At 65.8% G+C, this 13,576-nt stretch carries 16 protein-coding genes; 10 read left to right on the top strand and 6 right to left on the bottom strand.

The window, feature by feature from the left end; translation table 11 throughout:
• Nucleotides 1-54: 54 nt before the first annotated feature.
• The 3 genes from ACOQPH_RS05330 to ACOQPH_RS05340 all read right to left on the bottom strand — a co-directional run bounded on the left by ACOQPH_RS05330 (nt 55) and on the right by ACOQPH_RS05340 (nt 2,820).
• Entirely contained in the window at nt 55-891 is an 837-nt protein-coding gene (locus ACOQPH_RS05330) for a phytanoyl-CoA dioxygenase family protein (protein WP_420623687.1), read from the bottom strand.
• Between the two features lie 74 nt (nt 892-965).
• The gene (locus ACOQPH_RS05335; RefSeq protein WP_420623688.1) at nt 966-2,204 is read right to left on the bottom strand and encodes an acyl-CoA dehydrogenase family protein; all 1,239 of its coding nucleotides are present in this window, start codon (nt 2,202-2,204) and stop codon (nt 966-968) included.
• Nucleotides 2,205-2,340: 136 nt separating this feature from the next.
• Nucleotides 2,341-2,820: an SDR family NAD(P)-dependent oxidoreductase gene (locus ACOQPH_RS05340; protein WP_420623689.1), complete on the bottom strand. Its 480-nt coding sequence runs from the start codon at nt 2,818-2,820 to the stop codon at nt 2,341-2,343.
• A 103-nt stretch (nt 2,821-2,923) separates the two neighbouring features.
• On the opposite strand from ACOQPH_RS05340, the gene ACOQPH_RS05345 reads away from it, so the two are divergent.
• Nucleotides 2,924-3,208, top strand: a complete 285-nt coding sequence (locus ACOQPH_RS05345; RefSeq protein ID WP_420623690.1) for a hypothetical protein — start codon at nt 2,924-2,926, stop codon at nt 3,206-3,208.
• A 106-nt stretch (nt 3,209-3,314) separates the two neighbouring features.
• On the opposite strand, the gene ACOQPH_RS05350 is transcribed toward ACOQPH_RS05345, so the two are convergent.
• A complete protein-coding gene (locus tag ACOQPH_RS05350; protein WP_420623691.1) occupies nt 3,315-3,671 on the bottom strand; it encodes a hypothetical protein in 357 nt (118 codons plus the stop codon).
• 190 nt (nt 3,672-3,861) lie between these two features.
• On the opposite strand from ACOQPH_RS05350, the gene ACOQPH_RS05355 reads away from it, so the two are divergent.
• The gene (locus tag ACOQPH_RS05355) at nt 3,862-4,140 is read left to right on the top strand and encodes a hypothetical protein (RefSeq protein WP_420623692.1); all 279 of its coding nucleotides are present in this window, start codon (nt 3,862-3,864) and stop codon (nt 4,138-4,140) included.
• Nucleotides 4,141-4,565: 425 nt separating this feature from the next.
• On the opposite strand, the gene ACOQPH_RS05360 is transcribed toward ACOQPH_RS05355, so the two are convergent.
• Nucleotides 4,566-5,357: an SDR family NAD(P)-dependent oxidoreductase gene (locus ACOQPH_RS05360; RefSeq protein ID WP_420623693.1), complete on the bottom strand. Its 792-nt coding sequence runs from the start codon at nt 5,355-5,357 to the stop codon at nt 4,566-4,568.
• Nucleotides 5,358-5,433: 76 nt separating this feature from the next.
• Nucleotides 5,434-6,606, bottom strand: a complete 1,173-nt coding sequence (locus ACOQPH_RS05365; RefSeq protein ID WP_420623694.1) for an LLM class flavin-dependent oxidoreductase — start codon at nt 6,604-6,606, stop codon at nt 5,434-5,436.
• Nucleotides 6,607-6,766: 160 nt separating this feature from the next.
• Between ACOQPH_RS05365 and ACOQPH_RS05370 the strand changes: the two genes are divergently transcribed.
• From ACOQPH_RS05370 to ACOQPH_RS05405, 8 genes are all read left to right on the top strand, one after another.
• Nucleotides 6,767-7,003, top strand: coding sequence for a hypothetical protein (locus tag ACOQPH_RS05370; protein WP_420623695.1), 237 nt, complete (start codon nt 6,767-6,769; stop codon nt 7,001-7,003).
• 12 nt (nt 7,004-7,015) lie between these two features.
• Nucleotides 7,016-7,903, top strand: coding sequence for an LLM class F420-dependent oxidoreductase (locus ACOQPH_RS05375; protein ID WP_420623696.1), 888 nt, complete (start codon nt 7,016-7,018; stop codon nt 7,901-7,903).
• 148 nt (nt 7,904-8,051) lie between these two features.
• Nucleotides 8,052-8,297: a hypothetical protein gene (locus tag ACOQPH_RS05380; protein WP_420623697.1), complete on the top strand. Its 246-nt coding sequence runs from the start codon at nt 8,052-8,054 to the stop codon at nt 8,295-8,297.
• Complete coding sequence (locus tag ACOQPH_RS05385) at nt 8,294-8,710, top strand: type II toxin-antitoxin system VapC family toxin (RefSeq protein WP_420623698.1); 417 nt, start codon at nt 8,294-8,296, stop codon at nt 8,708-8,710. The genes ACOQPH_RS05380 and ACOQPH_RS05385 overlap by 4 nt, the downstream gene beginning before the upstream one ends.
• A 113-nt stretch (nt 8,711-8,823) precedes the next feature.
• A complete protein-coding gene (locus tag ACOQPH_RS05390; RefSeq protein ID WP_420623699.1) occupies nt 8,824-10,485 on the top strand; it encodes an amidohydrolase in 1,662 nt (553 codons plus the stop codon).
• A 107-nt stretch (nt 10,486-10,592) separates the two neighbouring features.
• Entirely contained in the window at nt 10,593-11,336 is a 744-nt protein-coding gene (locus ACOQPH_RS05395; RefSeq protein ID WP_420623700.1) for an SDR family NAD(P)-dependent oxidoreductase, read from the top strand.
• Nucleotides 11,333-12,415, top strand: a complete 1,083-nt coding sequence (locus ACOQPH_RS05400; RefSeq protein ID WP_420623701.1) for a DUF1295 domain-containing protein — start codon at nt 11,333-11,335, stop codon at nt 12,413-12,415. Before ACOQPH_RS05395 ends, ACOQPH_RS05400 begins: the two co-directional genes overlap by 4 nt.
• Nucleotides 12,416-12,535: 120 nt before the next feature.
• Nucleotides 12,536-13,567: a CobW family GTP-binding protein gene (locus ACOQPH_RS05405; protein ID WP_420623702.1), complete on the top strand. Its 1,032-nt coding sequence runs from the start codon at nt 12,536-12,538 to the stop codon at nt 13,565-13,567.
• Nucleotides 13,568-13,576: the final 9 nt, after the last annotated feature.

The raw sequence follows: 13,576 nt of genomic DNA on the forward strand, positions 1-13,576 counted from the left end.
TTGCACAAAGAAGGCGTGAGCAACTTTCCTAGACGTCACCTATCCGCGCGGCCCCTAAATTCCGGGGGTTCGGTATCCGTCGTTGCGCCACAGGATCGGGAAGTGGTTCTCGTCCATCTCGTCGTCGGCGAGGCGGGCGTAGCGGGAGTAGATGGGTCCGTTGCCCTCGCCGAAGCCGTCCCGGTTGAACCGGGCGTCGCTGCTGGCGCAGTGCAGCACCAGGGTTCGCCGGTGACGGTCGGAGCTGTTGGGCCCCGAGCCGTGCCAGGCCCAGCCGTGATGAAATGATCCGCCTCCCGCGGTCACTTCGACCGGCGCGATGTCTAACTCGACGCCCGCGACTTCAGCGGCTGCCGCGACCGGAGCCCGGTAGTCGTCGGGGGCATGAAACTCCCCGAACAGGTCGCCTGCGGTAGGCCAGCGATGCGAGCCCCGCGCAATCTCCAAGGTGCCTCCGCCCGCCACCGTGTCGTCCAGTGCGATCCAGCACGAGAACATCTCCGTCGGCGTGTACCAGGACAGGTAGGCGTTGTCGCGATGGAATCCCAGTGACCGGGCTCCTGGCGGCTTCCACAGCACATTGTCCTGGACGATGCGAGCACCGGGCCAGCTGGCCAACTTGGCAACGGCCTCACCTAGGCGAGCGTCGAGCACAGTCGACGCGATGAGCCCGTCGGCCTTCCAGCCGTTGCAGATCTGCCGCGTGAGCGTCGGATCACTGCGGTCCTCGAGCCAGTTGACTTCGTCTGGAGAGATGCCCGTCTCGAATTCGCCGCGGAACAGCCGCTCGAATCGCTCTTTCAGGGGATCGACCAGAGCCCGGTCGATCAGCGCGTCGACCGTGACAAAGCCGTTGGCGTAGAACGACTCCACATCGCCAACTGCGAGCATCGCGCCAAGCTACTGCCAGCTGCGCGGTGCGCTGGATGAGCGCGCGCCCGGCTGTGGCTGATGTTCCGGATGGCTTACGTCATCCTGAAGTCGGGATCGTGGCGGCGGAGTTCGCGGCGGGCGATGGTCATCTTGTGGACTTCGTCGGGGCCGTCAGCGATCCGCAAGGTGCGCATGTGGGCGTACATCTCCGCCAGCGGGAAGAACTGGGTAACGCCGCCAGCACCGTGCACCTGGATGGCGCGGTCGATCACCTTGAGCGCCATGTTCGGCACGGCCACCTTGATGCCGGAGATTTCCTGAGCCGCAGCCTTGTTGCCGATCGTGTCCATGAGGTGCGCCACGTGCAGCACGTACTCGCGGGCCTGGTCGATCTCGATGCGAGCATCGGCGATCCAGTCCTGGATCAGGCCCTGCTGGGCGACCGACTTGCCGAAGGTCTCGCGTTCGAGCGCGCGAAGGCACATACATTCCAGCGCACGCTCGGCCACGCCGATTGATCGCATGCAGTGGTGGATACGGCCAGGGCCCAGGCGGGCTTGGCTGATGGCAAAGCCCTCGCCCTCGCCGCCCAGGATGTGGTCCTCGGGCACGCGCACATTCTCGTAGACCAGCTCGGGGTGACCACCACGATCGTGGAATCCGAAAACCAGCGGATCGCGATCCACCCTGATGCCCTCGGCATGCCGGGGGACCACGATCATGGACTGCTGGCGGTGACGCGGCCCGTCAGGGTCGTTCTTGCCCATCACGATGAGCACCTGGCACTCCGGACGCAGCGCATTTGAGGAAAACCACTTGCGGCCGTTCAGCACGTAATCGTCGCCGTCACGGTCGATCCGCAGGCGGATGTTGGAAGCGTCCGAACTGGCCACCTCAGGCTCGGTCATCGAGAAGGTGGACCGGATCTCGCCCTGGAGCAGCGGAGCCAGATACTGCTGCTTGACCCGTTCCGAGCCGTACAGGTTCAGGATCTCCATGTTGCCGGTGTCGGGCGCGGAGCAATTCAGCGCTTCGGAACTGAACGTGACCTTGCCGAGCTGCTCTGAAATCGGCGAGTAGTCCAGGTTGGAGAGCTTGGTGCCGGGAGCTTGCGGGTCGAGGTGGGGGATGAACAGGTTCCACAGGCCACGTTCGCGGGCGGCGGCCTTGAGCTTCTCCATGATCGCGGGCGTGGCGTGCACGTCTCCCGCGGCGGCGAGCTCGGCGTACTGCTCGTGGTACTCCTGCTCATTGGGATAAATGTGGTCGTCCATGAAGGACTGCACAGCCTCCTGCGTCTCGAGGCCCTTCTTGGTGTAGGCGTGCGCCATTGTCTCGCTCCAGTCCTGTGCGTGCGGTTCGCGCCCAGAAAGTAGCGGGCGCCCGTGCGCCCTGAAGCTAGCCCGCGGCTGTACGGAGTTTCAGAGCCGCGTTTCTCGGGGTTGGCCAATTCAGATCGCAGCCGCCTCAGACGTGGGTGCCGGCCCCGCCGTCGATCGTCAGGCAGGTGCCATTGATGTAGTTGGCAGCGCTGCTGGCCAGGAACACCACGCCCGAAGCAACTTCTTCGGCGGTGCCGTAGCAGCCCAGGGGCACGCCGGTGGAGTTACGGGCGAAGATCGCCTCGGCGTCAGTGTTGTTCGACTCTGCGATCTCGGCGGCTGCCCGTTCCCACATGTCGGTGCGGATGAGCCCGGGGATGACCGTGTTGGTGAGCACGTTGTCGGCGCCGTACTTGCCCGCCAGAGCCTTGGCGGTGGCAACCATGGCTGCCTTGGTGGCGGCATAGTCGATGAGCGCTGCGTTGGGGAAGAAGGCGGCGCCACTGGCGATCATGATGATCCGACCCCATTTCTGCTCGCGCATGTGCGGCAGGCAGAACCGGGTGCAGCGCACTGCCGACATGAGGTTGAGTTGGTGCAGGTCGGTCCAGTCGTCGTCGGACACCGGACGGAACCCACATGTCGCAGCCATTTCTTACAACCGTCGCCCTATCGCTGTCCCGAACGCGACCGTGAGCGCAGCAATCGGGGCCGGCTACGGTGCGCGCATGAGCGACGACGAACAGCCTCAGCCGCCTCCGTACCGGCCCGGCCCCCTCGTGCCTTGGACGCCTTTGGTTGCAACAGTCATCGCGATCGGCTCCATCGTTGCGTGGGGTGCGGCGCCGACCTTCGGGGGCGACGCCTATACCGACACCGTTTCGGCGATCTACTTCATCGGCGCAGCGATCACGTCGTGCTTGGCTCTGCTGTGCTGGCGCTCGTGGGCGAGCGATGTGGGCAGAGTCGACTACTGGCGCTGGCGCGAACACAAGCCCGAGGACCCGAACTGATCTCGGCTGACTCGGCTGGAGCAGTCTCGCCGGATTGTTCAGCGATCTCGCCGTAACCCGATACTGCATCGAATTCGGCGATGTTCGCATTGGTCCGTGGGATGAGCTAGCGGCCGATGTCTACGGCGTCGTTGAAGGGGTTGAAGCCCCAGATCAGCACCGATGCCGCGTCGCTCGACCTGCCTCTGGCCGGTACTCCGAGCTGGTAGTAGCGCAGCATCGTGTCGGTCATCCATTCCGGCGTGCCGACGTGACACGAGGTGTTGCCGAGAGCGCCGGAAGTTTCGACAATCTTCAGCCAGAGCCGTTCGTCGTGGACATCGCTCGCTGCGACATTGGGCAGCATTCGTTCGCTGACACCGTCAGACGGCTTACCTCGATGACTGCCCGCCACAACGGGAACGATGATGGATTCGTCAGATGGTGTTCCTCGCTGCTGAGACTCATACGTGTGCGCTGACACCACACTCAATTGTGAGGCAGCTGCCGTTGATGTACTTCGCAGCATCCGAGGCCGCGAACACCACCCCGCGGCTACCTCTTCTGACGTGCCGTAGTCCCATTGGGAACTCCGGTGGAGCTGCTAGCGAAGGCGAGTCGCGACGATCAGCTCGCTCGAAGCGGTGGATCGCTGGTGGCGCGAGACTGCGGTCGTGGAGGGACTGTTGATCTTCGCTGCGGTCATCGCCGTCGCCGCGGTGTTGGGGTGGCTCGCGAGCCCGAACCGGCATCAGAACCGCGCGGCGCGTCATCACCGGGCGGCGATGTGCCACGAGGTGCCCGCCGAGGAGCCGTGCATGAACTGCGGTTGCGAAGTAATCCTCGTGAACAGGGGTAATGCGGAGGCATTCGCCACGCATGGGGAGCTGCCCGAGTCTTACGACTACCGCTGCTTCCGCTGCAATCTGAATGGGCAACGCTTCATCATGTGAGAGTTGTCGAACCATGCGGCGCGGCTCGCTGTGCTTTGAGCGGCTGGGACCTCAGCGCTCGCGAAGTCGGCGACGCTCACACTGTCCGACTCCGGTGACGTGTTAGCAGCGCAGGCTTGCGGGGAAATGGAGTCGACGGGTGTCTTGGAGCCAGTCGGGCACAACGCAATGCGCTACGGACACGACAGCGGGGTCCCAGCCGGGTTCGGACAGCGCCGCGTGCGTGGGTCGCTCAAGTCCCGCACTCGCAGGCGCCTTCGGGGTGGGCGAGGGTCCCGCCCTGATCGCAGCGGGCCCCGCACCTTGCCGGTGCGTGAGTCGTTACATGTGGGCACGAGCTGGGCGTGCACTGCCTTGGCGGATGCGCGGAACGTAACCGGGATTCTCTGAACGGGTGCCGCGAAGGTGTCAAGGCTGTCGGCGGCTCAGACGTGGGTTCCGACCCCGCCGTCGATCGTTAGGCAGATGCCGTTGATGTAGTCGGCGGCGTTGCTGGCCAGGAAGACCACGCCCGAAGCAACCTCTTCGGCGGTGCCGTAGCGGCCCAAGGGCACGCCGGTGGAGTTGCGGGCGAAAATGGCCTCGGCGTCAGTGTCGTTTGCTTCGGCGATCTCAGCGGCCGCCCGTTCCCACATGTCGGTGCGGATGAGCCCGGGGATGATCGTGTTGGTGAGCACGTTGTCGGCGCCGTACTTGCCGGCCAGCGCCTTGGCTGTGGCAACCATGGCTGCCTTGGTGGCGGCGTAGTCGATGAGAGCGGCATTGGGGGAGAACGCGGCGCCACTGGCGATCATGATGACCCGACCCCATTTCTGCTCGCGCATGTGCGGCAGGCAGAAACGTGTGCAGCGCACCGCTGACATGAGGTTGAGTTGGTGCAGTTCGGTCCAGTCGTCGTCGGACATGTACAGGAAGTTGCGCGACGGCGAGGCGCCGACGTTGTTGACGAGGATGTCGATCGGACCCATCTGTTCCGCGGCAATTTCGAGTATTTCCTCCACGGCATCCGTCTCAGACATGTCGCCGAAATACCCGTGTGCTGACCCGGTCCCCGACGGGGGTTGGTAGCTGTCGAGATCGAAGACCGCCTGCGGGCCGCGAGCACAGAAGCCGACCGTCGCACCGTGATCGGCCATCAGTTTCACCGACGCTCTGCCGATGCCCTTCGAGCCGCCGGTCACTAGTGCTACCCGCCCCGAAAGATCCAAGTCCAGCATGGGTTCCTCCCTCAATTTCGATGGTCTGATTATGCGGTGTTCGATCGTCCGGTGGGCCTGTTGTCGGCCCGATGCCTCAATCGGCAGCGGCCAAGGCAGCCTCTCCGGAATCTTCAGCCGCCTCGCTGTGGTCCGATGCCGCATCGAGCTCCGCCACGCCAGTCTTGATCCGTGGGATCAGCTCGCGGCCGAAGTCCACGGCGTCGTTGAAGGGGTCGAACCCCCGGATCAGCACGTAACCCACGTCGCTGAGTCCGCCCCCGGGTTGCAGTCCGAGCTTGTAGTAGCGAAGGATGGCTTCGGCCACCTGCTCTGGAGTGCCAACGAGACACGAGGTGTTGCCCGGGGCGCCGGTTGCCTCGGCGATCTTGAGCCAGAGCCGCTCGTCGTGCACGTCGCTCGCAGCGGCATAGGCCAGCATTCGTTCGCCGCCGTGGTCGTACGGCTTGCCCCGATGACTGCCTGCCACGGTCAGTTTGTCTGTGCCGGCAGCCTCGATGCCGCCCAAGATGCGATGAGCACGATCCCAGGCCTCGTCTTCGGTGTCACCCAGGATGGGCCGCACGCTGATCGAGAAACGCGGCGTGCGTCCGTAGGCGGCGGCCCGGCGGCGGAAGTCGTCGAAGCGCTCGGCGATGGCGGCGCGGGGCTCGGCGTAGACGGCGTACACATCGCAGCGCTCGGCCCCCATCTCCAGCGCCTCACCGCTGGAACCCCCGAAGAAGATCGGTGGTGAAGGCTGCTGGAGGGGCTGCACGTCTGCGCGCACATTGCTGAATCGGTAATAGGCCCCTTCGTGGTCGAACGGTTCCGTTGACGTCCACGTCCGGCGCATGACGTCGATGTACTCGCCGGCGCGGGCGTACCGATCGGCCTTCGGCAGGTAGTCGCCGTCGCGCTGATTGTCCTTGTCGCTGGCCCCGGCGATGATGTGCAGGGCGAAGCGGCCGCCGCTGAGCTGGTCGAACGTCGCCGCCTTGCGGGCTGCGAGCGTGGGGGCTACGAAGCCCGGCCGGTGTGCGACGAGGTAGCCGAGCCGCTCGGTCACCGAAGCCGCGTGGGTTGCCACCGACCACCCGTCGGCCGACGTCGAGGTGTAGCCCACCAGCACCAGGTCGAAGCCGGCCTCATCGTGTGCGCGGCTGAAGTCCTCGAGGAATTGGCGGGACAGCCCGCCCTCGATGACGTGCACGGTCGAGTCGTCCTTGGGCGGCGACACGCCGATCATCCCGATCACCGACAACGGCACGCCACCACGGTACGCGTCCCGCCTGGCTCATGCCTCGAGGGCACGGCTGGGGCTTTCCGGCGAGCCGGCGGGGTCGGCGAATACCATCGCGGGAGCACCTGCGGGCGAGCCGGCCTGCGGGGCGGGACATCATCGTTGCTGCAGCGGAGTGGAGATCGACATGGCTGAGCGACCCCCGGTGGCAGATTGGGCAACCGATTTCGACGACTTGAGCGACGAATGGGCAACGAACGGACCCGAGATCCTGGCCGACCTGCGCGAGCACTGCCCGGTTGCCCAGACAGAACGGTTCCACGGCCCCCTCTGCCAATCGCGAGCCCGAGGAGGTCGCGTGGCCGGTCGGCCCGATTCGCGGCCCCCGCAGCGTGCCGCTGCGAGTCCTGAAGTGAGCAGATGAGGTGCTGAGCTCATGAAGTTTGGCGCGGTCCTGCCGACCTGCGAGATCGGAACCGACCCGATCACCCTGCGCGACTGGGCCCAAGCAGCCGAGTCGCTCGGCTACTCCCACATCGTGAGCTACGACCATGTGCTCGGCGCCTCCCATTCCGGGCGCGAGCCGGCGTTCTGGGGTCCCTACACCGAGCGTGACGACTTTCACGAGCCGTTCGTGCTCTTCGGCTACCTGGCAGGCGTCACCAGCACGATCGAGTTCGAGACCGGAATCATCATCCTTCCGCAGCGGCAGGCGGCACTGGTGGCCAAGCAGGCGGCCGAGGTGGATCTGCTGTCGGGCGGGCGCTTCCGGCTGGGCGTGGGCTCGGGCTGGAACTATGTCGAATACGAGTCGCTTGGCGCCGACTGGGAGCGGCGCGGCGCCCTGCTCGACGATCAGATCACGGTCATCCGTGCGCTTTGGGAGCACGACGTCATCGACTACACGAGCGAGTTTCACCGGATCGACCGGGCCGGCATCCGGCCGCGGCCCGCCCGCCGCATCCCGATCTGGTTCGGCGGCTACACGTCTGCCGCTTTGCGACGGGCCGCCCGATGGGGGGACGGGTTCACGTTCGGCGACTCGGGGCCGGACACGGTGGCGCTGGCGGAGACCTTGCGGGAAATGCTCGCTGCCCAAGGCCGCGACCCGACTGACTTCGCCCTTGAGGCCGAGGCCAACTACGGCATCGGCCCGGATCGGTGGACAGGGCTGGTCGCCGAGGCACGCAACGCTGGTTTCACTCACTTCTCCGTCAACTGCCAGAGCACCACATGCGAGTGGGGCGGCAATCCCGCTGCGAACCTCCAGAGCACCGCAGAGCACATCGAGGCGCTGGAGACCTTCATCACCTCGGTGACCTGAGCGGGCTCGATCTCGGCAACAACCCAGCCGGAACTTCCGGCGTGGTCCCTCGTCGTTGGACCTCGGATGGCGGCAGCATTTGGCTTTCGCACTGCATCACGGTCCTGCGAGCTGTGGACGGACGTGAGTGCTGTTATGATGTAACATCATGCGTACACAGATCGCCTTGGAACCAGAGCAACATGTGCAGGTGAAACAGAAGGCGGCCTCTTTGGGGATCACGATGGCCGAGTACATCCGGCGCTTGGTCGATCGCGACCTCGGCAGGGTCGATGCCAATGCTGATGTTTCAGCCATCGTCGGCATCGGGAGTTCGGGGGGTAGCGACATTGCCGCTGAAGGCACGGCGATCGCTGTGGCAGAGGCGGTAGCGACGCTCCGCAGTCGCGAGTGAGCGTCTTCGTCGATACCTCAGCGTGGTACGCAGCCGCAGACGTCGACGACGCCGGTCATGTGAGGGCAGCACGTCGACTCGAGGAGTTCGCTGGCGCGTTGGTGACCAGCGACCATGTCATCGTCGAGACTTGGTTCCTTGCCACGAGGCGCCTCGGGATCGCCGTCGCGGAGAGGCTCGTGAACGGGATCCGCATGGGCATTGCCCGCATCGAGCCGGCGATCGTCGCAGATCTTGAGGCAGCGGCAAGCATCGGCGAGGCGTTTGCGGACCAACGGTTCTCTCTGGTTGATCGCACGAGCTGGGCGATCATGCAGCGGCTGGGCATCCGGGAGGCCCTGGCCCTCGACGCCGACTTCTCGATCTACCGCTTCGGCCTCGGCCGACGGCAGGCATTCGTCGTTCACAGTTAGGAGACTGTCGGTGCGGGCCTTGCGAAATGCTCAACCGACTACCCGTGCTTTGAGCCTGAGGCACCATCGCGGTCCGAGCAGACCATTTCCACTATGACCTGATTGGGGATTGCATGGAACGCATCACGGTGTACCCGGCGGCCCGGATTCACACGATGGATCCCGGCAGACCTCATGGCAGCGCCGTCGCCGTCGCAGACGGTCGCATCGTGTCGGTGGGGTCGGTGGAATCGATGCAACCGTGGCTGCGGCGTTACCCCTTCGAGGTCGACGATCGCTACGCCGGCAAGGTGATCCTTCCGGGCTTCATCGACCCGCACACTCACCTGCGCCTCAGCGGCACCTACATGGGCCTGCACTACGTCGGCCCGATCGACTCGGCGTCGCCGACCGGGCTGCGCAAGGGACTGCCGAGCCGTGACGCAGTGCTGCACCAACTGCGGGCGCTGGTTGCCGAGCATGCCGATCCCAGCGAGCCGCTGACCGCCTGGGGCTACGACCCCGCCAGCCAGGACGGCCACCTCGACCTCGACATGCTCGACGAGATCAGCGACACCGTGCCGATGTGGGTCTGCGCGTACGCGCCGCACATCGTCTATGTGAACTCGCCGATGCTGGAGCTCATCGGCGTTGACGATGACAGCATCGGCCACGGTCTGGGCCGCTATCCCGACGGTCGGCTGAATGGCTGGTTCGTGGAGACCGAGGCAACGGCGCGGGCGACGCGCCCGGTTGCCGCTTCGGTGTACGGACCGGGTACTGGTCGTGCGGCCATCGATCGCATGGGTGCGGTCGCCCGGGCAGCCGGTGTCACCACCACGGCAGACCTGATGTGGGGGATGGCCGACGGCTTCGAGCCCGAATGGAACGACCATGCAGCGGCCATCGCCGATGGCACGTTCCCGCTGCGCATCTACATGATTCCCTTCGAGCCGAAGCTGGTGCGCACCTACGGCAGCGACATGCTCGACTTCTTGGCTTCGAAGCGGGCCGAGGGCGACGATCGGCTGAACACCCACGGCGTGAAGTACGTGAACGACGGCTCCTACCCGTCCATGACCTTGGTCATGAACGCACCGGGCTACCTCGACGAAGACACTGCCCACACCGGTGAGGTGCCATGGGAGGACATGGTGGAGCGGATGCGGCCGTTCTGGCAGGCAGGCGTTCAGATTCACTCCCACGCCAACGGCGATCGCACGGTCGACATGACGCTGGACACGCTCGCTGCGCTTCAGGCCGAGCACCCTCGCTTCGATCATCGCTTCACGATCGAGCACTACTGCATCTCGACACCAGCGCAGGCGAAGCGGCTCGCGGCATTGGGCGGGCTCGCCAGCGTGAACGTCTATTTCGTGCACTTCCGGGCGCAGCTGCATTCAGATCACGGGTTCGGCCCCGACCGCAGTGAGGCCACGGCCCGACTGGGTTCGCTGGTACGGGCGGGCGCCACGTTTGCGCTGCACAGCGACTTCAATCTGGTCGTCACGCCGCTGTCGCCGCTGCTGGCTGCGTGGTGTGCCGTCAATCGAGTGGGCGCCGACGGCGAAACCGTGATGGCGCCGGGGGAGCGGATCTCAGTGGATCGGGCACTGCGCGCCATCACCATCGACGCCGCCCACGTGCTGGCCCGCGACGATCGGTTGGGCTCCATCGAGGCCGGCAAGCTCGCCGACTTCACCGTGCTTGACGACGATCCCTACGAGATCGATCCGATGGCGTTGCGAGACATTGCTGTCTACGACACCGTGCTCGGAGGCGAGCCCACATCGTGACGTGAGGCAAGCGGCAATTCCTGATCGCGGGAGGACGGGTGCCGGTTATTGGGAGATCGCTGGGGCGGGATCGTTCCCTCGCGAGCACATACGGGAAGTGGGCCGTCGTGGCCGGTGCCTCGGAAGGGCTCGGTGCAGCGTTCGCCACCCAGCTCGCCGTACGTGGCATGGACCTGGTGCTGGTGGCGCGCCGGGGTGACCTGCTGGCCGAACGCGCTGAACAGCTCACCGCCGAACACGGAGCCGAAGTTCGCTGCGTGGTCCTGGATCTGGCCGACCCCGCATTCGCCGAAACGCTCGCAGACGCCGTCGCTGGACTGGACCTCGGGATCGTCGACTACAACGCGGCGTTCACACCGGTGGGCCCGTTCCTGGAAGCCCCCGACGAGGAGATCTCCCAGGCGGTGGACGTCAACGTGCGCGGACCGCTGCTGGCCCTGCGCGCGCTGGTTCCGTCCATGTGCAGCAGGGGCAAGGGCGCGGTGGTGCTGATGTCATCGCTATCGGGCCTGCAAGGGACACCTCACATATCTGTCTATGCGGCCAGCAAGGCGTTCAACCTCATTCTCGCCGAGGGGCTCTGGTACGAACTGCGATCGCACGGCATCGACGTTGTCGCCTGCTGCGCCGGCGCGATGCGCACCCCGGGGTATATGAGATCGTTCGGCCGCGACGTGCCCGGCATGCTGTCTCCCGATGAGGCTGCGCGCCGAACACTCGATGGGCTCGGCCGAGGGCCGCGGCTGGTGCCGGGCTTTGTCAACCGGATCACGGCTGTGCTCATGGGACGCCTCCTTCCTCGGAAGGCGGCGATCCGGCTTATCGGCAGGAACACGAGACACCTGACGTGACCAACCTCGTGGCGGGTTTCTTTGCGCCTTGGGCTGTTCTTGCTCTCATCGGGGTGCTGCACCTAGCGCTGCCGGCGCGGCGTGTGGTGGGATACGTGCGCGATGAGCACAGCGGTGAGGTGCTGCGCTATCGACTCAACGGTCTACCGGTGCTCGTGGTCACGCTGGGGCTCTGGATCACCGCGTGCTCCTCGGGCGTCATGCCGTGGGATTGGTTCTGGCAGCACCGCTGGGCGGGCGCTGCGGGTGCTCTGACCCTGGGCTTGCTGGCATCCGCAGCGGTGGTGCTGAGTGCGGCTTCCAGGGGAGGAGGCCTGCTGGCGGAGCTCTATCTCGGGCGCCGGATCAACCCACAGGCATTCGGAGGCCGTGCCGACACAAAGATGTTCCTGTACCTGGCGGGCGCCGTCCTGCTCGAGCTCAACCTGCTCTCGTTCGCGGCCCACCACTTCATGGCCTACCCCGACGATCCATCGCCGGGGGTCGTGCTCTACGTCGTGTTGTTCACCTGGTTCGTGTGCGACTACCTCGTCTTCGAGCGGGTCCATCTCTACACCTATGACCTCTTCGCGGAACGCGTGGGGTTCAAGCTCGTGTGGGGCTGCCTCTGCTGGTACCCGTTCTTCTACGCGGTGGGCTTGTGGTCGGTGGCAGATCGCCCCAATCCGCACATGCCCGTCTGGCTGATGGTCACGGCGACGCTGGTGTTCTTTGCTGGGTGGACGCTGTCGCGGGGCGCGAACCTGCAGAAGTTCCGTTTCAAGCAAGACCCCGAACGGGCATTTCTGGGTCTGGCGCCCCGAGTGCTCACAGACGGTGAGCGCCGTGTGCTGTGCAGCGGCTTCTGGGGTCTGTCACGGCACGTCAACTACCTCGGCGAGATTGCCATGGCGACCGGTTTAGCGCTGGCTCTCGGCTGGCCGCTGGTGCTCGGTCCTTGGCTGTACCCGCTGTACTACGTAGCGCTGCTGGTCCCGCGGGAGCGTGCCGATGATCGACGCTGCGCCCAGAAATACGGCCGCCTGTGGCAGCAGTACCGCGAGCGGGTGCGGTGGCGCATCGTGCCCAAGGTGTACTAATGCCCGGTACTGACACATGGACCTGTGAAGCAGACCTGAGGCCTGATTCGGAGACCCTGAGCTGCACTTGACGGTCGATGCTGGGTTCCAGCGCAACTGCGTCAGGGGATAATCACTGCCATGGACGCGAGCGGCCCAGCGGGGGACGGCGCAACGCATGCCGACGCAGGACAACTCGATGCTGCCTGGCAGTCCGCCATCGGCTCGATCGCAGCGGCTCGCCGGCAGGGCGACGATGCCCGTGGAGATGCCGTCGGCGTCACGGTGCTGACGGGATTCCTCGGCAGCGGCAAGACCACGGTGCTGCGCCGGCTGCTGGCCGAACCCGTTGGTCTGCGAATCGCTGCGGTCGTGAATGACATCGGGCCCGTGAACATCGACGCAGCGGCCCTTGATGGCCTGGAGGTCGCGTCACGAACGCCTGACCGGGTGGAACTCACCAATGGCTGCGCCTGCTGTGCCCTGGTGGACGACCTCGCCGAGACCTTGGAACGCCTCGCCAGCGCGGGAACCAGCGACGCCATCGTGGTGGAAGCCAGCGGCATCGCCGACCCCGCCACGCTGGCCGCGGCGACCGAGTCTGCGGCGGGCTGCACGCTTGACGGCGTCGTGGCCGTCACCGATGCGCAGCACCTGGCCGCTCAGCTCGACGACCCCCGCATGGCGCCTGCCGTACGTCGCCAGATCGACGTGTCGCACATGGTGGTGCTTTCCAAGATTGACCTAGTGAGCGACGTAGAGGTTCAGGCGCTGATTGGCCGGATCGGCCAGATCGCGCCGGGCCGCATGGTGGTCCCCGCAGCTCACGGGCGCATCGATCCCCGGGTGCTGCTCGGCGCCGCAGTGCGAGGAGCAACGTTTCGTGCCGATGCGGGCGGGCACCCGTTCGAAGTTGCGACTGCGGTCGTCGCCCCGGCGGGGCCATGGGAGGTGACCGACGTCGCCCGCTGGTTCGAGCTCCCGCCTGTGCCGCTGGTGCGAGCGAAGGGTTGGTTCACGAGTCCCGACGGCAGCCGCCACGAGCTCCAGGCAGTCGGGCGAAGCTGGCGCATCGAGCCAGCGTCCCGGCAACCCGACCCGGTGATCGTGCTGATCGGCGATTCCCCCGAAGCGGTCGAAAGGGCCGCGGCCTCGCTGCGGAGCCTTGGCTAGTCGGCCCGG

The organism is Candidatus Poriferisodalis sp., assembly GCF_965221945.1.
Taxonomy (GTDB): Bacteria; Actinomycetota; Acidimicrobiia; order Acidimicrobiales; family Poriferisodalaceae; genus Poriferisodalis.